The sequence below is a fragment of the Streptomyces sp. NBC_00193 genome (assembly GCF_026342735.1).
Lineage (GTDB): Bacteria > Actinomycetota > Actinomycetes > Streptomycetales > Streptomycetaceae > Streptomyces > Streptomyces stoeckheimensis.
In genome coordinates, this window is sequence record NZ_JAPEMM010000002.1 from 1,482,321 (window position 1) to 1,503,788 (window position 21,468).

Below are 21,468 nucleotides of genomic sequence, written 5' to 3' on the forward strand. Positions count from 1 at the left end.
CCCGATGCAGTTCGGACGCACCTACGAAGAGTTCGAGATCGGCGCGGTCTACAAGCACTGGCCCGGAAAGACGGTCACCGAGTACGACGACCACCTCTTCTGCCTGCTGACCATGAACCACCACCCGCTCCACATGGACAGCAACTACGCCGAGAACACGACCGACTTCGGCAAGAACGTCGTCGTGGGCAACTACATCTACTCGCTGCTGCTGGGCATGTCCGTGCCGGACGTCTCCGGCAAGGCGATCGCCAACCTGGAGATCGAGTCGCTGCGCCACGTGGCGCCGACCTTCCACGGCGACACGATCTACGGCGAGACCACGGTCCTCGACAAGACCCCGTCCAAGTCGAAGAACGACCGCGGCATCGTCTACGTCGAGACCAAGGGCTACAAGCAGGACGGCACCCTCGTCTGCGTCTTCCGGCGCAAGGTGATGGTCCCGACCGAGACGTACATCAAGGAGCGCGGCGGCGAGCAGCCCGGCCGCCCCACGCTGAAGGAACAGGGGAAGTAGAACCATGAGCCGACTTGCCCAGACCGCCGGCCTGACGGACGACCAGAGGGACATCCTCAAGACCGTCCGGGAGTTCGTCGACAAGGAGATCATCCCGGTCGCGACCGAGCTGGAGCACCGGGACGAGTACCCGCAGCAGATCGTCGACGGCCTCAAGGAACTCGGCCTCTTCGGCCTGATGATCCCGGAGGAGTACGGCGGCCTGGGTGAGTCGCTGCTCACCTACGCTCTGTGCGTCGAGGAGATCGCGCGCGGCTGGATGTCCGTCTCGGGCATCATCAACACGCACTTCATCGTGGCGTACATGCTCAAGCAGCACGGCACCCAGGAGCAGAAGGAGTACTTCCTTCCGCGGATGGCGCTGGGCGAGGTGCGCGGCGCGTTCTCGATGTCCGAGCCGGGGCTCGGCTCCGATGTGTCGGCCATCACCTCCAAGGCGGTGCAGGACGGCGACGAGTACGTCCTGAACGGCCAGAAGATGTGGCTGACGAACGGCGGCACGTCCACGCTCGTGGCCGTCCTCGTCCGCAGTGACGAAGGACACCCGGAGGGCACCGCGCCCCACAAGTCGATGACGACCTTCTTGATCGAGAAGGAGGCCGGCTTCGGCGAGGTGCGTCCCGGTCTGACCATCCCGGGCAAGATCGACAAGATGGGCTACAAGGGGGTCGACACCACCGAGCTCATCATGGACGGACTGCGCATTCCGGCCAATCGGGTCCTGGGCGGGGAGACCGGCCGAGGGTTTTACCAAATGATGGACGGGGTCGAGGTCGGCCGCGTCAACGTGGCGGCCCGTGGTTGCGGCGTCGCACAGCGTGCGTTCGAACTGGGTGTCTCGTATGCCCAGCAACGTCACACTTTCGGCAAGGCCATCGCCGAGCACCAGGCGATCCAGTTCAAGCTGGCCGAGATGGCTACCAAGGTCGAAGCCGCCCATGCGATGATGGTCAATGCAGCACGCAAAAAGGACTCCGGGGAACGAAACGACCTCGAAGCAGGGATGGCGAAGTACCTCGCCTCCGAGTACTGCAAGGAGGTGGTGGAGGACGCGTTCCGTATCCACGGCGGCTACGGCTTCTCGAAGGAGTACGAGATCGAGCGTCTCTACCGAGAGGCACCCATGCTGCTCATCGGTGAAGGTACCGCCGAGATCCAGAAAATGATCATCGGGCGACGCCTGCTCGAGGAGTACCGACTCCAGGGCTGAAAGTCCCTTTTGCGGTAAATCATCCAGTGGTTTTCCGCAAAAGAGTCACTAGCAGTCACTGGCTCACGGCCATCGACTCGGCTTCTGGCTTGCCCAGTTGTTGCGCGCAACCGATAGCATTCCAGTAAAGCCGCCGTCCCGTCCCCCCGTTTGCGGCGCGGCATCACCCGCTACGAAGGTCATCCATGCCCCACAGCCAAACCTCTGCACCTCGCGTCGGCCTCCTCGGTGGACGCCTCGCGCGCGGAGCATCGCCGTGGCTTCTGCCGACCGTCGCCACCGCCGCCCTCAGCCTCACCCGGGCCCGCAAGTCCGGGCGCTGGGCGGCAGTGGCCGTGCCCACCACCGCGCTCGCGGCGGGCATGCTGTGGTTCTTCCGCGACCCCGAGCGCGAGATCACGCAGGGCCGGGTCATTTCGCCCGCCGACGGTGTGGTGCAGAGCATCATGCCGTGGAAGGACGGGCGCACCCGCGTCGCGATCTTCATGAGCCCCCTGAACGTCCACGTCAACCGCGCGCCCCTCGCGGGCACGGTGACGTCCGTGGAGCACATCCCCGGTGGATTCGTTCCGGCGTTCAACAAGGAGAGCGAAAACAACGAGCGCGTCGTCTGGCACTTCGACACCGAGCTCGGCGACATCGAGATGGTGCAGATCGCCGGCGCCGTCGCCCGTCGCATCGTCCCGTACCTGCCGGCCGGCACCAAGGTGGAGCAGGGCGAACGCATCGGTCTGATCCGCTTCGGCTCCCGCGTCGACATCTACCTCCCCGAGGGCGTCGAGGTCGCGGTCGAGGTCGGACAGGCCACCACCGCGGGGGTGACCCGAATTGACCGTGACTGAACCTGAAACCCCGGCTGCGGGCTGGGTGCCCGAGGCGTCGTCCGAGGAGGAGTCCACCGAGGACGACATGCCGCTGTCACTGCGGCTGTCGATAGCGGACACCCTCACCCTCGGCAACGCGACGTGCGGATTCATGGCGGTGTACTTCACCACCACCGGGATCCTCATCCCGCACCTCACCGGCAGCGGCGAGTCGGGCATGGCCCGCAGCAGCGCGGCCACGGCCGTGATACTGATGCTGCTCGCCGCGGTCTTCGACCTCTTCGACGGCATCGTGGCCCGCAAGCTGCGCAGCTCGCCGATGGGTGCGGAGCTGGACAACCTGTCCGACCTGATCAGCTTCGGGCTGGCTCCGGCGTACTTCGTCCTCGTCTACGGCATGGTCGCCGACGACGCGGTGCAGAAGATGTCGGCGCTGGCGGCGATCGTCGTCCTGCTGGCCGTCGTCCTGCGCCTCGCGAGATTCAGCTGCGTGGCGATGAAGGACGGCATGTTCCAGGGCATGCCGAGCCCCTTCGGTGCGCTGACGGTCGTCTCGATCGTGCTGCTGGAGCTGCCGTTCATCCCGACCCTGCTGGCGATCGTCGGCGTGGCCTGGCTGATGGTGAGCCGGGTCGAGTACCCCAAGCCGCGGGGTGTCCTCGCGGTGGCGATGCTCAGCTGGATCGTCGCGGCGATGGGTCTGCTGGCCGCGTGGGCGTTCGACGCGCCGGGCGGCGGGCTGCTGCTCCAGACCGGCTGCGCGCTGCAGATCGCTCTGGCGGCGACCATTCCGCTGTTCGCGACGACCCGTCGCGCGAACACGTTCCGCCACAACCGTCGCGAGGCAAGGGCCACCCAGGCCCCGTAACCTGGCTGTACGCGTACGCAAGGGCCCCCGCCCGCCACCAGGCAGCGGGGGCCCTTCCGCATCCCGGGCCGCCCCACACCGCTGCGTGGCCAAGGTCCCCTACCCGCCCTTCCACCGTTCCCCGGGCTCCGCCCGGACCCGTTGCCGCGTGCGGCGCCGTTCCCGGGGGCCAGCCCCCGGACCCCCGCTCCTCAAACGCCGGAGGGGCTGGATTTTCGCCGGGGCTGGATTGCCCGCAGGGCAATTCCAGCCCCGCCGGCGTTTGAGGCGCGGGGTCTGGGGCGGAGCCCCAGGGGGTCCGGGCGCAGCCCGGGACCCCCTCAGCCCGTCCGGCGCTTGAGGACCGGGGTCCGGGCAGCGCCCGGGGAACGGTGGAAGGGCGGGTAGGGGACTTCGCCCCGCGCAGCGGCACACCCGCAGCCGCGGCCCGTATGCGGCCGGGGGTGGCCCCGTACGCTTGGTGTCGGAAAACCGCCAGCCCGGGGCCCGGCCGGCCGGGAGGATGGGAGCCATGCACACCGATACGGAGCGTTGCGTACGGGCCGTCCAGTCGAAGGACGCACGGTTCGACGGCTGGTTCTTCACCGCCGTGAGGACCACCGGCATCTACTGCCGCCCCAGCTGCCCCGCCGTACCGCCGAAGGTCGAGAACATGACCTTCCTGCCCAGCGCCGCCGCCTGCCAGCAGAACGGCTACCGGGCCTGCAAGCGGTGCCGGCCCGACACCTCCCCCGGCTCCCCCGAGTGGAACGCCCGCGCCGACGCCGTCGCCCGCGCCATGCGCCTCATCCAGGACGGGGTGGTCGACCGCGAGGGCGTCCCGGGGCTGGCCGCCCGCCTGGGGTACTCCGCCCGCCAGGTGGAGCGCCAGCTGGGCGCCGAGCTCGGCGCGGGGCCGCTCGCCCTGGCCAGGGCCCAGCGCGCACAGACCGCCCGGCTGCTGATCGAAACCTCCGGGCTCCCGATGGGCGACATCGCCTTCGCCGCCGGGTTCTCCTCGATCCGGACCTTCAACGACACCGTCCGCGAGGTCTTCGCCCTGGCCCCGAGCGAGCTCCGGGCGCGGGCGGCCGGCCGGGGGGCCGCCCCGGGTGCCGGACCCGGCCAGGTGCCGGGCACCATCAGCCTGCGGCTGCCCTTCCGTGCCCCGCTCACCCCCGACAACCTCTTCGGCCACCTCGCCGCGACCGCCGTCCCCGGGGTCGAGGAGTGGCGGGCGGGCGCCTACCGCCGCACGCTCCGGCTGCCGTACGGCACCGGCGTCGTCGCCCTCACCCCGCAGCCCGACCACATCGGCTGCCGGCTCGCCCTCACCGACCTGCGCGACCTCACCATCGCCATCAGCCGCTGCCGCCGGCTCCTGGACCTCGACGCGGACCCCGAGGCCGTGGACGAGCAGCTGAGCGCCGACCCGCTGCTGGCCCCGCTCGTGGCCAAGGCTCCCGGCCGCCGGGTGCCGCGTACCGTCGACGCGGAGGAGTTCGCCGTACGGGCGGTGCTCGGCCAGCAGGTGTCCACCGCGGCGGCCCGTACGCACGCGGCCCGCCTGGTCCGCGCCCTCGGCGAGCCGGTGACCGATCCGGACCCCGAGGGCGGGCTGACCCACCTGTTCCCCACCTCGCAGGCGCTGGCCGGGCTGGACCCGGAGTCCCTGGCCCTGCCGCGCAGCCGGCGGACCACCTTCACCACGCTCGTCTCGGCCCTCGCCGACGGCTCGCTCCCGCTCGGCATCGACAGCGACTGGGAGGCGGCCCGCGCCCGGCTGGGCGCGCTGCCCGGTTTCGGGCCGTGGACCACCGAGATCATCGCGATGCGGGCGCTGGGCGACCCGGACGCCTTCATTCCGGCCGACCTGGGGATCCGCCGGGCGGCGAAGGGGCTCGGGCTGCCCTCCACGCCCGCGGCGCTGACGGCCCGCGCGGCGCACTGGCGGCCCTGGCGCGCCTACGCCGTGCAGTACCTGTGGGCCACCGAGGACCACGCCATCAACGTCCTGCCCGTCTGACCCCGACCGTCTGACCCCGACCCCACCGACATCCGAGGAGTACGAGCCGTCATGAGCAGCAGTACCAAGCAGCACACCGTCGTGGACAGCCCCTACGGGCCGCTCACCCTCGTCGCCGCCGACGGGTTCCTCTGCGGCCTCTACATGACCGGACAGCGCCACCGCCCGGCCGAGGAGGCCTTCGGGGAGCGCGTCGCGGCCGGTGAGGCCCCCTTCCCCGAGGTGGTGCGGCAGCTGACCGCGTACTTCGCCGGAGAGCTCACCGAGTTCGACCTGCCGGTCCGGCTGGAGGGCACCGAGTTCCAGCGCAGCGTGTGGGAGCAGCTCGTACGGATCCCCTACGGGCAGACCTGGTCCTACGGGGAACTGGCCGCCGAGCTCGGCAAGCCGAACGCCTCGCGCGCGGTGGGGCTGGCCAACGGGAAGAACCCGGTCGGCATCATCGTGCCGTGCCACCGCGTGATCGGGGCGTCCGGCTCCATGACCGGCTACGGCGGCGGCATCGACCGCAAGGTGCGCCTGCTGGCCTTCGAGTCCGGGGCCGAGCAGCTCTAGGTCGTCTCCGGGGCGTCCGGCCCGGTCAGCGACTTGAGCAGGTGCACGTCCGCGTGCTCTCCCTGGACGCCCGGGATCCGTGCGACCTCGGCATAGCCCTGGCGTTCGTAGAAGCCCGGGGCCTGGAAGGTGTACGAGGAGACGGCCACGCGATCGCAGCCGCGTCGCCGTGCCTCCGTCTCCGCCGCCCGCAGGATCCTGCCGCCCCAGCCGTCCTTGCGGCTGTCCTCGCGGACCCACAGCAGCTCGATCCCGCACAGGCCGCCCCAGGTCGACGCGGAGAGGCCGCCGATCAGTTCGCCCGCTTCGTCCGTGACTTTGACCGAGAACGTGCCGTGGTCGGACACACCGGTGGCGGCCGCGTTGAAGGCGGTGAGTTCCTCGGTCAGCCGGTCGTCGAGCGCGGTGTCGCCCTCGCCGGTGGTCAGGGTCGGGCCGGAGCCGTGGTCAGTCGTCACGGCGCGGAGTATGTCAGCCGGCCCGGCCGCTCGGCACCTGAATACCCGGCTCCTCGATCCGTTCTCGCGGCACGCCCCGCCCCGGCCCGCGGTCCGGCTCAGGCCGGTGGTGCGACCGCTTCGAGGTCGGCGACGGTGCCGGACATGACCGTACGGATGTGCCGGGTGAGGTGCTCCACCGGCCAGTCCCACCAGGCGAGGGCGAGGAGGCGGGCGATCTCCTCGCCGGTGTGGCGGGTGCGGATGAGGGTGGCCGGGTTGCCGCCGGCGATCCCGTAGTCGGGGACGTCGTCCACGACCACGGCGCCGGCGGCGATGATCGCGCCGTGCCCGATGCGCACCCCGGGCATGACCATCGCGCCGTAGCCGAACCAGACGTCGTTGCCGACGACGGTGTCGCCCCGGCCGGGCAGGCCGGCGAGCAGGTCGAAGTGGTCGGCCCAGGACCCGCCCATGATGGGGAAGGGGAAGGTGGAGGGGCCGTCCATGCGGTGGTTGGCGCCGTTCATGAGGAACCGGACCCCGGTGCCCAGCGCGCAGAACTTCCCGATGACCAGCTTCTCCGGCCCGTAGTGGTAGAGCACGTTGCGGGTCTCGAACGCGGTGGGATCGTCCGGGTCGTCGTAGTAGGAGTACTCCCCCACCTCGATCAGCGGCGAGGTGACCAGCGGCTTCAGCAGCACCACGCGCGGCTGGCCGGGAAACGGGTGGAGCACCGTCGGGTCCGCGGGAAGGGCGCTCACGGCCAGGGCGTGCCTTTCGGATCAGGTCGGGTCAGGTCGGATGAGGCCGGATCAGGCCGGATCAGCCTGCGGTGCAAGACACGCCCTAGATGACCACCAGCGGGACCAGCAGCGCGAAGGCGGCGCCGGCCTCGACCGCGTAGGCGTACAGGGACGGGTGCTGGACGGGGGCCGCGAGCAGGACCACGCTCTGCTGGGCGGCGGCCGCTCCCACCCAGTCGGAGTCGGCGCCGAGGCCGCCCTGGTACCAGCCCTCGCAGGAGCCGGGGCCGGTGACGGCGAGGACGTCGTCCTCGCGGCGGTAGAAGGCCTGCCAGCCCTCGGCCGGCGCGGACCAGGCCTCGAAGTCGGTGAACTGGGCCCAACCGCCGTCGCGGATCGCGGTGTCGAACATCCAGACCGGCACCCCGTCGGGGGTCACCTCGCCGCTCTCCTGCTGGTCGGTGGTGAAGTGGACCATGGGCAGGGCGTCGGGCCCGTCGGCGGTGCTGGGCCAGGCGTACATCGTGATCATTTGCTGAATTCTGTCCTGCTCGGTGTAGGCACGGAATAACGAGCGGACGGGGCTACGAGGCCTGCGGCCTGCGGCCGTTCTCCAGCTCGACGGCGCCCTCACCGGTGCGCAGGACCCGGCACGCCTCCACGGTGCGCCGGCCCAGGGATCCGAGCAGATGGTCCGTCAGCTCGGCCTGCTCCACCAGCCGCCACGAGATCAGCTCCTCTTCCTGGAGCTTGATGGAGGCGAGCTGCTCGGCGTCGAGCACGCCGCCGTCGTAGAGGTACGCGACGAGCGGGGGCCGGCCCTCGCCGACCGACCAGTCGACGGCGAGCAGCCGGCCGAGCGGCAGGTCGATGCCGATCTCCTCGGCGCTCTCCCGGCGGGCGGCCGTGCGCGGGGACTCCCCCGTGTCCGACTCGATGGTGCCGCCCGGCAGCGCCCAGCCCTCCCGGTAGTTGGGCTCGACGAGGAGCACGCGGTCCTCGGCGTCCCGGAAGAGGGCGGCCGCTCCGGCCAGCACCCGGGGCAGGCTCGCGATGTAGGTGGCAAAGTCATCGGTGGTCGTCACGCCGCCACCCTACCCAGCCGCCCCGGATGGCCGGGGATCACTCCTCCCCGGTGCCGCCGCCCGGCGGCCCGTCCTCCCGGTCGCGGTTCCTCGACTCCGCCACGCGGCGCAGACGGGGGTGGCGGTCCGGGCCGCGTTCGGTGATGGCGTCGCCGACCATGGCCTTGACCGCGTCCCGGAGTCCGTGGAGGGCGTGGTGGCGGACGGGGCCCGCGCCCGGGTCCTCGCGCAGCTCCTTCACCAGGGCCCAGCACAGGAGCAGCATCACGACCACGAACGGCAGCGCGACCAGGATGGTGGCCGTCTGCAGGGACTTCAGGCCGCCCGCGACGAGGAGTACGGCGGCCACGGCGGCCATCAGCACGCCCCAGGTGACCACGAGCCAGGTCGGCGGGTTCAGGGAGCCGCGGCTGGTGAGGGAGCCCATGACGAGGGAGGCGGAGTCGGCGCTGGTGACGAAGTACGTCATCACCAGGAGCATCGCGATCCACGAGGTGACCGTGCCGAGCGGGAGCGCGTCGAGCATCGCGAAGAGCGAGGCCTCGGTGCCCTCCTTGGCCTTGGCGGCCATGTCGGCGACTCCGGTGGAGTCGAGGCGGATCGCGGTGCCGCCCATGACGCAGAACCAGACGACGGTGGCGCCGCTGGGCACCAGGAGCACGCCGACGAGGAACTCGCGGATGGTGCGGCCGCGCGAGATGCGGGCGATGAAGGTGCCGACGAAGGGCGCCCAGGAGAGCCACCACGCCCAGTAGAAGATCGTCCACGCGCCGAGCCACGCGCTGTCGGTGAAGGCGCCGGTGCGGGTGGCCATGGGGAGCAGTTCGTGCAGGTAGCTGCCGATGCTCGCCGGGATCACGTCGAGGATGTAGACGGTCGGGCCGAGGACGAAGACGAAGGTCATCAGGGCCGCGGCGAGCACGATGTTGATCGTGCTGAGCCATTTGACGCCCTTGTGCAGCCCGGAGAAGGCGGAGAGCACGAAGGCGGCGGAGAGGGAGACGATGATGATCAGCTCGACCGTGGTCGAGTCCTCGATCCCGGTGGTGATGTTGAGGCCCTTGGACACCTGGAGGGCGCCGAGGCCGAGGCTGGTGGCGGTGCCGAAGACGGTCGCGAAGACGGCGAGCAGGTCGATGGCCTTGCCGGGCCAGCCGTTGGCCCGCTCCTCGCCCATGAGGGGGACGAAGGCGGAGCTGAGGCGGTTGCCGCGGCCCTTGCGGAAGGTCGCGTAGGCGAGGGCGAGACCGGCGATGCCGTAGATCGCCCAGGGGGTGAGCGTCCAGTGGAAGAAGGAGTAGTCGAGCGCGGCGCGGGCGGCGTCGCCGGTGCCGGGGGCCGCGCCGGAGGCCGGGGGCGGGTTCAGGTAATGGGTGAGCGGCTCGCCCACCCCGTAGAACATGAGTCCGATCCCCATGCCCGCGCTGAACATCATCGCGATCCACGCGAGGTTCGTGAACTCCGGCTCCGAGTCGTCCTTGCCGAGGCGGATCCGGCCGAAGCGGCTGATCGCGAGCACGACGCACATGACGAGGAACACATCGGCGGCGATCACGAAGAGCCACGCGAAGTTGCCGAGCACCCAGGCCAGCGCACTGCTCGACGCCGAGTCGAAGGAGCTCTTCCCGAGCGCCGCCCAGGCGACCACCGCCAGGACGGAGATCACTCCGATGGTGACGACGGTGCGGTCGGGAGTGCCGTCGGTGCCGCCGGCGCCGCCGGTCCCGCCGGTGCCGTCGACGGGGCCTTCGGACCCGCCACCTGGGGAATCCGGACGTGGCTGTTCCAGTGAATCCGTGCTCATGCGGCCACACTATGCAGGCGTATATCCCTATTTAGGGGTATGCCGCGCCGCGTGTGGCCCAGGCCACGCATGGGCATAGGAGGATCCTCCGGATAGGCTCAGGGGTGGCGCGACTGCACTGTTCGATAGCAAGGGATTAGCAAGGTGACGGACGGAGCAGTAACTGAGACCGCGCGCGTGCTCATCGCCGCGGACAAATTCAAGGGCTCGCTCACGGCCGTTCAGGTCGCGGAGCGGGTGACGGCCGGCCTTCGCAAGGCCGTACCGGGCGTGGAGATCGAGACCCTCCCCGTCGCGGACGGCGGCGACGGTACGGTCGCGGCCGCTGTGGCGGCCGGGTTCGAACGCCGGGAGGTACGGGTCACCGGACCGCTCGGTGACCAGGTCACGGCCGCTTTCGCCCTGCGCGAGGGCACCGCGGTGGTCGAGATGGCGGAAGCCTCCGGGCTCCAGCTGCTGCCGGCGGGTGTCTTCGCCCCGCTGACGGCGACCACCTACGGCTCCGGCGAACTGCTGAAGGCCGCACTCGACGCGGGAGCGCGCTCGATCGTCTTCGGTGTGGGCGGCAGCGCCACCACCGACGGCGGCGCGGGCATGCTGGCCGCGCTGGGCGCGGTGTTCCTGGATGCGAACGGTGAACCGGTCGGTCCGGGCGGCGGCGCGCTGGCGGGTCTGGCCTCGGCCGACCTGTCGGGCATCGACCCCCGCATCAAGGAGGTCGACTTCGTCCTGGCGAGCGACGTGGACAACCCTCTGACGGGTCCGAAGGGCGCCCCGGCGGTCTACGGCCCGCAGAAGGGGGCGTCGCCCGAGGACGTCGCGACGCTGGACGCGGCGCTGGCGCACTTCGCGGTGGTCCTGGAGAAGTCGATCGGCTCCCTGGCCGCCGAGGCGGCGGTTTCGCCCGGCGCGGGCGGAGCGGGCGGCATCGGCTACGGGGCACTGCTGCTCGGTGCCTCGTTCCGTCCCGGCATCGAGCTGATGCTCGAGGTGCTCGGCTTCGCGCCGGCGCTGGAGCGGGCCACGCTGGTCATCACCGGTGAGGGTTCGCTGGACGAGCAGACCCTCCACGGCAAGGCTCCGGCCGGTGTCGCGGCGGCGGCTCGCGCGGCGGGCAAGCCGGTCGTCGCGGTCTGCGGCCGCCTGCTGCTGACGCAGGAGGCCCTCCAGACCGCCGGCATCCAGCGGGCCTACCCGCTCACGGACCTCGAGCCGGACCCGGCGGTGAGCATCCCGAACGCGGGGCCGCTGCTGGAGCGGGTGGCGGAGAGCATCGCGGCCGACGTCCTCTGACGCCGTCCGCCCTCACCGGCGGCCCGGATCCCCTGACGGGGGGGTCCGGGCCGTCGGCGTTCCCCGGGCCGGGCAGGCCGAGCGGGGCCGGGCGGCCCCGTGGGGGGAGTCCCCTACCCGCCCTTCGCCCGTTCCCCGGGGCTCCGCCCCGGACCCCGCGCCTCAAACGCCGGAGGGGCTGGATCGTCGCCTGGCGGGGCTGGATTGCCCGCAGGGCAATTCCAGCCCCGCCGGCGTTTGAGGCGCGGGTCCGGGCAGCGCCCGGGGAACGGTGGAAGGGCGGGTAGGGGACTTCGCCCCGCAGGGCCCACCCGCGACCGGGTCAGGCCCGGGTGGGGGTCGGCGCGGCGGTGCGGGCCGCGGTCACGAGCTGCGCCGTGGTGACGATCCGGGCGAAGCCGCCGCCCTGGAGGTTGACCGCGGTGGCGGTGGCGAGCTGGTCGGCCGTCAGCCGGAGTGCGTCCGGGCCGGGTTCGGCGGCCAGGTCGAAGGTGTGCGTGGCATCGAGCGGCACGAGGACCTCGTAGCCCAGGTTCCCGGCCATCCGGGCCGTGGTCTCGACGCACATGTTCGTCTGGATCCCGGTGATGACGAGCTGTCCGACGCCCTGGGAGGTGAGCCAGTCGGCGAGGTCCGGGGTGCCGTAGAAGGAGGAGTTCACGGACTTGGTGACGTGCAGCGCGGCCCGGTCGGCCCGCTCGGCGACGAAGTCCTTGAAGGCGTACCCGGGCCCGTCCGGAGCGAGGACGGAGCCCGCCATGCGGGAAGCGTGCTGCACGAGAACGAGGGGGCGGCCGGTCTCCTGCCAGGCGTCCATCAGCGCGGCGATGTTCTCCTCGGCGGCCGGGTTGTTGCGCGGCCCCCAGAAGTCGGCGTCGTCGAAGCCCTGTTGGACGTCGATGACCAGCAGGGCGCTGTTCGCGGCGATCTCGATGGCGGCCGGGGCCTGGGCCTCGGTCGGGGCCGTGGTCGTCTGGGTCTTCGTGGTCGTGCTCTCGTTCGTCATGCCCTCATCCTGGGCGGCTCCTCCCCCTCGAACCAGTACCACCCGGCCCCCGAACCGATGGGATCCTGCCAGGGTGGCAGATCCGCGCCCGGAGCGGCCCGAAGTCCGGCTCCGTCCCAGGTCGGGGGCCTCGCGGCGGCAGCATGCGGAGGCTCGGCCCTCCCCTTCGGCGGGGCCTGCGTGGCAGACTCACGGCCATGCACCGCGTTGCGATCGTCGTTCAGCCCGGCATCCGCGCTTTCGACCTGGCCGTCATCACCGAGGTCTGGGGGCACGACCGCGGCCACAGCGGGGTGCCGCCCTTCGAGCTTCGCCGGTGCGCCCTCGACACCGGCCCGATCCCGCTCCCCGGGGGGCTGACCCTGACCCCGGACCGCGGGCTCGACTGGCTCGCCGACGCCGACCTCGTCGTGGTCCCCGCGCTGGACCGGCCCTCCGACCCGACGCCGGAGCCGGTCCTCGCCGTCCTGCGCGACACCCACGCCCGGGGCATCCCGGTGGCCGCCCTGTGCGCCGGCGCCTTCATCCTCGCCGAGGCCGGGCTGCTGGCCGGCCGCCGGGCCGTGACCCACTGGTCGCTGGCCCCGGCGCTGGCCGGGCGGTACCCCGCCGTGCGCGTCGAGGAGGCCCCGCTCTACGTCGGGGACGACGGGCTGTGGACCTCCGCAGGGGTCGCCTCCGGGATCGACCTCTGCCTGCACCTGGTCCGCGAGGCCCACGGCTCCGAGGCGGCCGCCGCCATCGCCCGCTCGATGGTGACCGGCCCCTTCCGCACCGGCGAACACGCCCAGTACCTGGACCGCCCGACCCCGGTCGCCGACCGGACCGCCGAGGCGCTGGCCCTCGTACGGGAGCGGGCGCTCGGGCGGCTGCACGAGGCGCTGGACGTGGCCACCCTGGCCCGGTGGGCCGGGATGTCCCCGCGGTCCTTCGCCCGGCACTTCGCCGCCTCGACCGGCACCACCCCGCACAAATGGCTCCTGGGCCACCGTCTGGACGAAGCGCGCAAGCTGCTGGAGCGCACCGATCATCCAGTCACCGAGGTGGCCCGGCGGGCCGGATTCGCCAGCGAGGTCACCTTCCGCCAGCACTTCACCTCCTACGTCGGCACGAGCCCCCGCGCGTACCGCGCGGCCGCTACGGCACCAGGGCCCCCGGGGCCTCCCCCAAACCGCGCCGACAGTGTTAGAAATGGCTCATGACCGGACGTTTTGGCCTACCCAGGGGCTCCGGAGGAGCGCCCGAGGACAGGCCCCCGCCCGAGGACGGGTCCCCACCCGGAATCGGGCCCGGACACGCACCCGGACACGCACCCGGAGTCGGCCCCGCACACGGGCCCGGCCGCAGTCGCCTGCGCCGCCTCGCACACCGCCTCACCCGCCCGTTCTCCCGGCTGTTCGCCCACCTCTCGCTCGGCGCCCGCAGCGTCGCCGGCCAGGTCTTCGCCCTCCAGGCCGTCCTCGTCCTGGTGCTGATCACGGCCGCCGCCTCGGCCCTGTTCTTCCAGGCCCGGTACGACAGCCAGCGCGACGCCCGCAACCGCTCCCTCGCCGCGGCCGAGGCCTTCGCGCACGCCCCCGGCCTCCCCGCGGCCCTGGAGTCCCCCGACCCCACCGCCGTGCTCCAGCCGCTGGCCGAGGGCGCCCGCCGGGCCTCGGGCGTCGATTTCATCGCCGTCATGACCACCGACGGGATCCGGTACACCGACTCCCGCCCCGAGCTCATCGGCCAGCGCGCCACCGGCGACCTGTCCCGCGCCGCGGCCGGACAGGCCTTCACCGAGACGTTCCAGGGGAAGCCGAGCGACGTGGTCCGCGCCGTGGTCCCCGTACGGGACTCCGCGGGCGCGGTGGTCGGCCTGGTCGCCACCGGCATCGAGGTCGAGAACGTCGGCGACGTGGTCGAGGGCCAGCTGCCCCTGCTCCTCGGGGCGGCCACCGGCGCCCTGATCCTCGGCACCGGCGGCGCCGCCCTCGTCAGCCGCCGGCTGCGGCGCCAGACCCGGGGCCTCGGCGAGGCCGAGATGACCCGGATGAACGAACACCACGAAGCGGTTCTGCACGCCGTCCGCGAGGGCGTGCTGATCATCGACGCCGAAGGCCGGCTGCTGCTCGCCAACGACGAGGCCCGCCGCCTCCTCGACCTGCCCGCCGACGCCGAACTGCGGCACGTGCGCGACCTCGGCCTCGATCCGACCACGGCCGCGCTGCTGGCCTCCGGGCGGGCCGCCACCGACGAGGTCCACCGTGCGGGCGACCGGCTCCTCGCCGTGAACGTCCGCCCGACCAAGCCCTACGGGGGCCGCCCGTCCGGCACCGTGACCACCCTGCGCGACTCCACCGAGCTCGCCGCGCTCTCCGGCCGGGCCGCGGTCGCCCGCGACCGGCTCCAGCTGCTCTACGACGCCGGCGTGCGCATCGGGACCACCCTGGACGTGGTCCGCACCGCCGAGGAACTCTCCGAGGTCGCGGTCCCGCGGTTCGCGGACTTCGTCACCGTCGAGCTGCTGGAGCCGGTGCTGCGCGGCGAGGAGCCCGGCGGCGGCACGCACACCGAGATGCGCCGGGCCGCCATCAGCGGGATCCGCGTCGATTCCCCGCTCCAGCCGGTGGGCGACGTCATCCGCTTCGTGGTGCCGACCGCGCCGATGGCAACGGCCCTGGACGCCGGGCGGGCGGTGCTCGCCGCCGATCTGACCGCCGCCTTCGGCTGGCGGGCCCAGGACCACGACGGCACCCGGGTGGCCCTGGACTACGGACTGCACTCGCTGATCTCCGTACCGCTCCAGGCCCGCGGGGTGGTCCTCGGCATGGCCAACTTCTGGCGGGCCGACACCCCCGAGCCCTTCGACGACGAGGACCTGTCCTTCGCCGAGGAGCTGGCGGCGCGGGCCGCGGTCTCCATCGACAACGCCCGCCGGTTCACGCGCGAGCACGCCGTGGCGGTGACCCTCCAGCGCAGCCTGCTGCCGCGGGTGCTGCCCGATCTGAGCGCCGTGGACGTCGCGTTCCGGTACCTGCCCGCGAAGGCGGGGGTGGGCGGGGACTGGTTCGACGTGATCCCGCTCGCCGGGGCCCGGGTCGCGCTGGTCGTCGGCGACGTGGTGGGGCACGGGGTGCACGCCGCCGCCACCATGGGCCGGCTGCGGACCGCCGTGCACAACTTCTCCACGCTCGACATGCCGCCCGACGAGCTGCTGGGCCACCTCGACGAGCTGATCGACCGGATCGACCAGGACGAGTCCTCGGCCGACGAGGATTCCGGGGAGGGCGAGTCCTCGAGCGTCACCGGCGCCACCTGTCTGTACGCGGTGTACGACCCGGTGTCCGGCCGCTGCGCCGTGGCCAGCGCCGGCCACCCCGGCCCGGCCCTGGTCGGGGCCGACGGGCGGGTCGAGTATCCCGAGCTGCCGATCGGGCTGCCCCTGGGCGTCGGCGGGATGCCCTTCGAGGCCGTGGAGCTGCAGCTGCCCGAGGCGAGCCGGCTCGTGCTGTTCACCGACGGGCTGCTGGAGGACCGCGACCGGGACTTCGACACCGGCCTCGACCTGCTGACCGAGGCCCTGTCCCGGCCGGACCGCAGCCCCGACCAGGCCTGTTCCGACGTACTGTCCGCGCTGCTGTTCCCGGCGCCGAGCGATGACATCGCCCTGCTCATCGCCGACACCCGGCGGCTCCCGGCCGAGCGGATCGCGGAGTGGGAGGTGTTCCCGGACCCCTCGGACGTGTCCCGGGTCCGCCGCGCGGGCTCCGCGCAGCTCACCGCGTGGGGCCTGGGGGACGTCACCTTCACCGCCGAGCTGATCCTCAGCGAGCTGATCACCAACGCGATCCGCTACGGGACCCCGCCGATCCGGGTCCGGCTGCTCCGCGACCGCACCCTGATCTGCGAGATCTCCGACGGCAGCAGCACCTCGCCGCACCTGCGCTACGCGGCCACGACCGACGAGGGCGGGCGCGGCCTGTTCCTCGTCGCCCAGTACGCCGAGCGCTGGGGCACCCGCTACACGGACCGAGGCAAGGTGATCTGGGCGGAGCTCCCCCTGACGGGCGCGGCCGAGCCGGCACCCCCGGCTGTACTGGACCTGGACGCCCTGGAGGACCTGGCCTGGTAGCGGACGGCGGTCACGGGCTCTGGAGCCGGGCGGCCAGCCGGGCCTTCGCCTGCGGCCATTCGCCGGCCAGCAGGGAGAAGTACACGCTGTCGCGCCAGGTGCCGTCCGGGCGCCGGCGGTGGCGGCGCAGGACGCCTTCGCGCTGCGCTCCGAGGCGGGCGATCGCGGCCTGGGAGCGGGTGTTGAGGTGGTCCGTCTTGAGCTGGACCCGGCCCATGCCGAGGTCCTCGAAGGCGTGGGTGAGCAGGAGCAGCTTGGACTCGGTGTTGACGGCGCTGCGCCAGTAGGCGCGCCCGTACCAGGTCCAGCCGATCTCCAGGCGTTCGTCGGCCGCGCTGATGTCCATGTACGTGGTCCAGCCGGCGGCCCGGCCGCTTTCCAGGTGGATGACGGCGAAGGGAACGTACTCGCCGCGCTCCGCGTCCTCCAGCAGTGCGTCGAGCGTGGCGCCCAGCTCCTGCTCCGTCCGCGGCGCGCCGCCCACCCAGCGCCAGACCTCCTCGTCACCGCCTCCGGCCGCGTAGAGGTCGGGGAGGTGGCTCCTGGTCAGCGGCTCCAGGCGGACGTGGCGGCCGGTGAGCGTGATGGGGGACGGCGACTTGGCAGGCATGGGAGAAACGGTAGCCGCTCATTGCGCTAGATACAAACAATTATTGCACTAGTACATTCACTGCATCCGCGCCAGCAGCACCGCCACGTCGTCCTGCGGGGCCTCCGGGAGGAGACGCGCCAGGATCGTGTCGCACAGGGTCTCCAGGGGCTCTCCCCCGCCCCTCAGGGCGTCCGCCAGCCCCGCCATGCCCTCGTCCAGGTCCCGGTCCCGGGACTCGATGAGGCCGTCCGTGTAGAGCACGAGCAGGCTGCCCGGCTCGAGCCGCACCTCCTCCGTGCGGAACTCCCGCCCGCCCGTGCCGAGCGGGGTTCCCGGCGGGCCCTCCAGGAAGGTCACGGCCCCGGCCGCCGTGACCACGGCCGGCGGCGGGTGGCCGGCGCGGGCGATGACGCACGCGCCCGTCACCGGGTCGTGGACGGCGTAGACGCACGTGGCCATCTCGTCCTCACCGAGGTCGGCCACCACGGCGTCCAGCGACCGGAGCATCTGCTCCGGGGTCACCTGATGCCGCGCCAGGGTCCGTACGGCGGTGCGCAGTTGGCCCATGACCGCGGCCGCGTGGATGCCGTGGCCCATCACGTCGCCGATCACCAGGCCGGTCCGGCCGTCCGGCAGCTCGATGACGTCGTACCAGTCCCCGCCGACGTCGTGGTCGCTGGCCGGGAGGTAGCGGCCGGTCAGCTCCAGGCCGGCGACCTCGGGCAGCGCGTTGTTGGTGAGGCTGCGCTGGAGCGTCAGGGCCGCCGCGCGCTGGGTGGTGTACATCCGGGCGTTGTCGATGTTCAGCGCGGCCCGGGCCACCACCTCGTCGATGAGCACGCAGTCCTCGTGGTCGAAGGGATCGCGCCCGCGCACCCGGGTCACCACCACCACTCCGAGCACCCGGCCGCGGGCCACCAGCGGGACCATCCGGGCGCAGCCCAGGGTGGCCAGGTAGGCGCGCAGCGCGGCCGCGCGCGGATCCTTGATCAGGGCCGGGATGTCGGCCGTGAACAGGTTCATGGGCTGGCCGTCGGTGATGACCTGCTCGTAGGCGGTGTGCGCCGGGATCTGGAAGGTCTGCCCGGCGACCAGTTTGGCGGTCGGGGCGGCCGGGTCCGGGAAGAGGGCGGCGAGGCGGCGCAGCAGGCCCCGGGTGGACGCGCCGGCCTCGTCCGGGTCCAGTACGGCTTCCAGCAGCTGTACGTCGGCCGAGTCCGCGAGCTGCGGTACCAGCACCTCCACGATCTCCTGGGCCGTCTGCCCCAGGTCCAGCGTGGTGCCGATGCGGGTGCCGGCCTCGGAGAGCAGGGCGAACCGGCTGCGCGCCCGCTCCGCCTCGGCCTGGGCGCGCTGCCCGTCGGTGATGTCGATGAGGGAGGCGATCAGGCCGAGCGGCCGCCCGGACCCGTCCAGCAGCGGGGCGTAGGAGCAGGACCAGGTCCGGTCGTGGTCGGGGTCGGCGGGGGTGCGGCCGGTGCGCCGGACGTCCACGACGGCGGAGCCGCATTCCAGCACCTTGGCCATGAGCCGTTCGAGCGCGGCGGCATTGACCCCGGGCACGACCTCGGTGAGCCGTTTGCCGACGTGCTCGGCGGCGGACACCCCGTTCATCCGGGCGAGGGCGTCGTTGACGCGCAGGAAGCGCAGGTCCGGGCCGAGGGTGCCGAGGCCGATCGGTGACTGGGTGAACAGGCTCTGCAGCGCGGCGAGCGAATCGCGCATCCGCAGGACCTCGGAGGTCTCCACGGCGATCAGCATGGAACCGGTGCGCCCCTGCGGATCCGGTGAGGGCAGGATCCACATCTCCATCGGGACCTGGTGTCCGTCGCGGTGGCGCACGGGCAGGGTGCCGACGACCGTCTCCCCGGCCTGGACCCGGCGGGTCAGCTGGTCGGCGAGCTCGTGGTTGGCGTCGGGGACGAGCACGTCGGAGCCCGGCCGGCCGAGGATGTCCTCGGGGCGGTGGCCCAGCAGGTCCTGGGCGGCCAGCGACCATTCGACGACGAGCCCGTCGGCGTCTTCCCGCCACAGGGCGATCGGCAGCAGCTCGCTCAGTACGCCCGCGTACCCGACAGCAGCCACCGGCTGGTCCGGTACCTCGCTCGTCTCCTGGTACGTGTCCAATGCACCGACCTCACCCCAGGGGGCCCTATTCCTACCGATTCACCCTATCCGAGCCTTCACCGCCCGGCGCTGTGTCGGGCCGGACGGCATCCCGCTACCGGGCTGTTACTCCCAGTCGTCCCAGGGCGGGTCGATGTCCTCGTCCTCCGGACCGAAGAGCGACTCCTCCGCCCGCGGGCTCGGCGGGGACTGCGCGGGCACGGCGGCGGAGGTGACCGCCACGGCCCGGGCGGCCGGCGGGGCGGTCGCCGGGGCGGCTGCGGCTGGCGTCGCCGTGGCCCCCGCGCCCGGCTCGGGCTGCGCGCCGCCCAGGGTCCGCAGGATGCCCTCGGCGTACTTGGCGAGCTTCGCCTCGCCGACACCGCTGATCGTGCCCAGTTCCGCGACCGTTCCGGGCAGCTGGGTCGCGATCTCCCGCAGCGTCGCGTCGTGGAAGACGACGTACGCCGGAACGCCCTGCTCCTTCGCGGTCTCGGCGCGCCACGCACGGAGGGACTCGAACACCGGTACGGCGGCTGCCGGCAGGTCGACCGGGACCCGGCCGCCCTTCCCGGAGCGCGATCCGCCGGACTCCCTGCGGGAGGAGCCGGCCGGCGGCGCCGTCTCCTTGCGCATCGGGACGCTCCGGCGCCCGCCCAGCACCTCGCCGCTGGCCTCGGTCAGCACCAGCGTGCCGTAGTCGCCCTCGACCGCCAGCAGTCCGAGCGCCAGCAGCTGCCGGACGACCCCGCGCCATTCGGTGGTGCCCAGGTCCGCCCCGATGCCGAACACCGAGAGCCCGTCGTGGTCGAACTGGATGACCTTGGCGGTCTTCTTGCCCTGCAGGATGTCGATGATCTGGCCGGCGCCGAACTTCTGGCGCCGTTCCTTGGCCAGCCGCCACACCGTGGACAGCAGCTTCTGCGCCGGGACCGTCCCGTCCCAGGACTCTGCGGGCGTCAGGCAGGTGTCGCAGTTCCCGCAGTCCGGCGCACCGGTCTGCCCGAAGTACGCCAGCAGCCGCACCCGGCGGCAGCCGACCGTCTCGCACAGCGCGAGCATCGCCTCCAGGTGTCCGGCCAGCGCGCGGCGGTGCGCTTCGTCGCCCTCGGAGCCCTCGATCATCTTGCGCTGCTGCACCACGTCCTGGAGCCCGTACGCCAGCCAGGCCGTGGCCGGTTCCCCGTCGCGGCCGGCACGGCCGGTCTCCTGGTAGTAGCCCTCGACCGATTTGGGCAGGTCCAGGTGGGCCACGAACCGCACGTCCGGCTTGTCGATGCCCATGCCGAACGCGATCGTGGCCACCACCACGACCCCGTCCTCGCGCAGGAACTTCGACTGGTTGGCCGCGCGCGTCCGGGAGTCCATGCCCGCGTGGTAGGGCACGGCGTCGATGCCCTGCTCGACCAGGGCCGCCGCCGTCTTCTCCACCGAGGCCCGCGAGAGGCAGTAGACGACCCCGGCGTCCCCGGGGTGCTCGGTGCGGATCAGCTCCAGCAGCTGCTTGAGCGGGTTGTTCTTCGCCACGATCCGGTACTGGATGTTCGGCCGGTCGAAGCCGGCCACGAAGTGACGGGCCTCCTCCAGGCCGAGGCGCGCCGCGATCTCGGCGTGCGTGGCCTCGGTGGCCGTCGCGGTCAGCGCGATCCGGGGCACCTTGGGCCAGCGCTCGTGCAGCATGGACAGCGCGAGGTAGTCGGGCCGGAAGTCGTGGCCCCACTGGGCGACGCAGTGCGCTTCGTCGATGGCGAAGAGCGAGACCGTGCCCCGGTCGAGCAGCCGCTGCGTCCCTTCGGTGCGCAGCCGCTCGGGTGCCAGGTAGAGCAGATCGAGCTCGCCGTCGAGGAAGGCCTGCTCGACCGCGCGCCGGTCGTCGGACAGCTGCGTCGAATTGAGGAACCCGGCCCGCACTCCGAGCGCGTTGAGGGCGTCCACCTGGTCCTGCATCAGGGCGATCAGCGGGGAGATCACCACTCCGGTGCCCGCTCTGACCAGCGCCGGGATCTGGTAGCAGAGCGATTTGCCGCCGCCGGTGGGCATCAGCACGAGCGCGTCGCCGCCACCGGCCACGTGCTCGATGATCTGCTGCTGCTCGCCGCGGAACGAGTCGTACCCGAAGACGCGGTGGAGCACCTGCTGTGCGTCGGGGATCTCGACGGCTGCCTCGGAAGTGGTCATCCCAGAAGCCTAGCGACCTCCTCGGACACATCCGCCCGGATCCGCTCGACCCTGTGGATATCCGGGAGGGACCTCACGGTCCCGCACCCGGGCGGCGCGGCCGGGCGCCCCGACGGCCCGACCGGTGA

The 21,468-nt window shown here is 72.4% G+C and carries 18 protein-coding genes; 9 read left to right on the forward strand and 9 right to left on the reverse strand.

The window, feature by feature from the left end:
- The first annotated feature begins 4 nt into the window (after positions 1 to 4).
- The 6 genes from OG898_RS34855 (at position 5) to OG898_RS34880 (ending at position 5,979) form a co-directional block, all read left to right on the forward strand.
- A complete protein-coding gene (locus OG898_RS34855; RefSeq protein ID WP_053681718.1) occupies positions 5 to 517 on the forward strand; it encodes a MaoC family dehydratase in 513 nt (170 codons plus the stop codon).
- 4 nt (positions 518 to 521) lie between these two features.
- Positions 522 to 1,727, forward strand: coding sequence for an acyl-CoA dehydrogenase family protein (locus OG898_RS34860; RefSeq protein ID WP_250740414.1), 1,206 nt, complete (start codon positions 522 to 524; stop codon positions 1,725 to 1,727).
- Positions 1,728 to 1,912: 185 nt separating this feature from the next.
- Complete coding sequence (locus OG898_RS34865; protein ID WP_250740415.1) at positions 1,913 to 2,569, forward strand: phosphatidylserine decarboxylase; 657 nt, start codon at positions 1,913 to 1,915, stop codon at positions 2,567 to 2,569.
- Positions 2,562 to 3,419 carry a CDP-diacylglycerol--serine O-phosphatidyltransferase gene (pssA, locus tag OG898_RS34870; RefSeq protein ID WP_250740416.1) on the forward strand — a complete coding sequence of 286 codons (858 nt, stop codon included), beginning with the start codon at positions 2,562 to 2,564 and terminating at the stop codon, positions 3,417 to 3,419. The genes OG898_RS34865 and pssA overlap by 8 nt, the downstream gene beginning before the upstream one ends.
- 511 nt (positions 3,420 to 3,930) lie before the next feature.
- Complete coding sequence (locus OG898_RS34875) at positions 3,931 to 5,424, forward strand: AlkA N-terminal domain-containing protein (RefSeq protein WP_266962580.1); 1,494 nt, start codon at positions 3,931 to 3,933, stop codon at positions 5,422 to 5,424.
- A 51-nt stretch (positions 5,425 to 5,475) separates the two neighbouring features.
- Positions 5,476 to 5,979 carry a methylated-DNA--[protein]-cysteine S-methyltransferase gene (locus OG898_RS34880; RefSeq protein ID WP_250740418.1) on the forward strand — a complete coding sequence of 168 codons (504 nt, stop codon included), beginning with the start codon at positions 5,476 to 5,478 and terminating at the stop codon, positions 5,977 to 5,979.
- On the opposite strand, the gene OG898_RS34885 is transcribed toward OG898_RS34880, so the two are convergent.
- The 5 genes from OG898_RS34885 to OG898_RS34905 form a co-directional block, all read right to left on the reverse strand.
- Positions 5,976 to 6,437 (reverse strand): GNAT family N-acetyltransferase, encoded by a 462-nt coding sequence (locus OG898_RS34885; protein ID WP_250740419.1) that lies wholly within the window; start codon positions 6,435 to 6,437, stop codon positions 5,976 to 5,978. The genes OG898_RS34880 and OG898_RS34885 overlap by 4 nt on opposite strands.
- A gap of 98 nt (positions 6,438 to 6,535) precedes the next feature.
- Positions 6,536 to 7,180, reverse strand: a complete 645-nt coding sequence (locus OG898_RS34890) for a CatB-related O-acetyltransferase (protein ID WP_250740420.1) — start codon at positions 7,178 to 7,180, stop codon at positions 6,536 to 6,538.
- A gap of 85 nt (positions 7,181 to 7,265) precedes the next feature.
- Positions 7,266 to 7,694, reverse strand: coding sequence for a hypothetical protein (locus OG898_RS34895; RefSeq protein ID WP_250740421.1), 429 nt, complete (start codon positions 7,692 to 7,694; stop codon positions 7,266 to 7,268).
- Between the two features lie 52 nt (positions 7,695 to 7,746).
- Positions 7,747 to 8,247, reverse strand: a complete 501-nt coding sequence (locus OG898_RS34900) for an NUDIX hydrolase (protein ID WP_266962586.1) — start codon at positions 8,245 to 8,247, stop codon at positions 7,747 to 7,749.
- 37 nt (positions 8,248 to 8,284) lie between these two features.
- Complete coding sequence (locus tag OG898_RS34905) at positions 8,285 to 10,051, reverse strand: BCCT family transporter (protein WP_266962588.1); 1,767 nt, start codon at positions 10,049 to 10,051, stop codon at positions 8,285 to 8,287.
- Positions 10,052 to 10,195: 144 nt separating this feature from the next.
- Between OG898_RS34905 and OG898_RS34910 the strand changes: the two genes are divergently transcribed.
- Complete coding sequence (locus tag OG898_RS34910; RefSeq protein WP_266962590.1) at positions 10,196 to 11,344, forward strand: glycerate kinase; 1,149 nt, start codon at positions 10,196 to 10,198, stop codon at positions 11,342 to 11,344.
- A 322-nt stretch (positions 11,345 to 11,666) separates the two neighbouring features.
- Here the strand turns inward: OG898_RS34910 and OG898_RS34915 are convergent, their stop codons facing one another.
- Positions 11,667 to 12,278, reverse strand: coding sequence for a cysteine hydrolase family protein (locus OG898_RS34915; RefSeq protein WP_266962741.1), 612 nt, complete (start codon positions 12,276 to 12,278; stop codon positions 11,667 to 11,669).
- Positions 12,279 to 12,547: 269 nt separating this feature from the next.
- Between OG898_RS34915 and OG898_RS34920 the strand changes: the two genes are divergently transcribed.
- A complete protein-coding gene (locus OG898_RS34920; RefSeq protein WP_266962592.1) occupies positions 12,548 to 13,552 on the forward strand; it encodes a GlxA family transcriptional regulator in 1,005 nt (334 codons plus the stop codon).
- On the forward strand, positions 13,549 to 16,464 hold the full coding sequence (locus tag OG898_RS34925) for a SpoIIE family protein phosphatase (protein WP_266962594.1): 2,916 nt from the start codon (positions 13,549 to 13,551) through the stop codon (positions 16,462 to 16,464). The genes OG898_RS34920 and OG898_RS34925 overlap by 4 nt, the downstream gene beginning before the upstream one ends.
- Positions 16,465 to 16,474: 10 nt before the next feature.
- Here the strand turns inward: OG898_RS34925 and OG898_RS34930 are convergent, their stop codons facing one another.
- The 3 genes from OG898_RS34930 to recQ all read right to left on the reverse strand — a co-directional run bounded on the left by OG898_RS34930 (position 16,475) and on the right by recQ (position 21,340).
- On the reverse strand, positions 16,475 to 17,074 hold the full coding sequence (locus OG898_RS34930) for a GNAT family N-acetyltransferase (protein ID WP_250740427.1): 600 nt from the start codon (positions 17,072 to 17,074) through the stop codon (positions 16,475 to 16,477).
- A 57-nt stretch (positions 17,075 to 17,131) separates the two neighbouring features.
- Positions 17,132 to 19,183, reverse strand: coding sequence for a SpoIIE family protein phosphatase (locus OG898_RS34935; protein WP_250740428.1), 2,052 nt, complete (start codon positions 19,181 to 19,183; stop codon positions 17,132 to 17,134).
- Between the two features lie 105 nt (positions 19,184 to 19,288).
- Positions 19,289 to 21,340, reverse strand: coding sequence for a DNA helicase RecQ (gene recQ / locus OG898_RS34940; RefSeq protein ID WP_266962598.1), 2,052 nt, complete (start codon positions 21,338 to 21,340; stop codon positions 19,289 to 19,291).
- Between the last annotated feature and the right edge of the window lie 128 nt (positions 21,341 to 21,468).

What these genes read in the sequence shown, in the direction of transcription:
- OG898_RS34855 (WP_053681718.1), top strand. Translation starts at nt 5, where the DNA reads ATGCAGTTCGGACGCACCTACGAAGAGTTCGAGATCGGCGCGGTCTAC.
- OG898_RS34860 (WP_250740414.1), top strand. Translation starts at nt 522, where the DNA reads ATGAGCCGACTTGCCCAGACCGCCGGCCTGACGGACGACCAGAGGGAC.
- OG898_RS34865 (WP_250740415.1), top strand. Translation starts at nt 1,913, where the DNA reads ATGCCCCACAGCCAAACCTCTGCACCTCGCGTCGGCCTCCTCGGTGGA.
- OG898_RS34875 (WP_266962580.1), top strand. Translation starts at nt 3,931, where the DNA reads ATGCACACCGATACGGAGCGTTGCGTACGGGCCGTCCAGTCGAAGGAC.
- OG898_RS34880 (WP_250740418.1), top strand. Translation starts at nt 5,476, where the DNA reads ATGAGCAGCAGTACCAAGCAGCACACCGTCGTGGACAGCCCCTACGGG.
- OG898_RS34895 (WP_250740421.1), bottom strand. Translation starts at nt 7,694, where the DNA reads ATGATCACGATGTACGCCTGGCCCAGCACCGCCGACGGGCCCGACGCC.
- OG898_RS34905 (WP_266962588.1), bottom strand. Translation starts at nt 10,051, where the DNA reads ATGAGCACGGATTCACTGGAACAGCCACGTCCGGATTCCCCAGGTGGC.
- OG898_RS34920 (WP_266962592.1), top strand. Translation starts at nt 12,548, where the DNA reads ATGCACCGCGTTGCGATCGTCGTTCAGCCCGGCATCCGCGCTTTCGAC.
- OG898_RS34925 (WP_266962594.1), top strand. Translation starts at nt 13,549, where the DNA reads ATGACCGGACGTTTTGGCCTACCCAGGGGCTCCGGAGGAGCGCCCGAG.
- OG898_RS34930 (WP_250740427.1), bottom strand. Translation starts at nt 17,074, where the DNA reads ATGCCTGCCAAGTCGCCGTCCCCCATCACGCTCACCGGCCGCCACGTC.
- recQ (WP_266962598.1), bottom strand. Translation starts at nt 21,340, where the DNA reads ATGACCACTTCCGAGGCAGCCGTCGAGATCCCCGACGCACAGCAGGTG.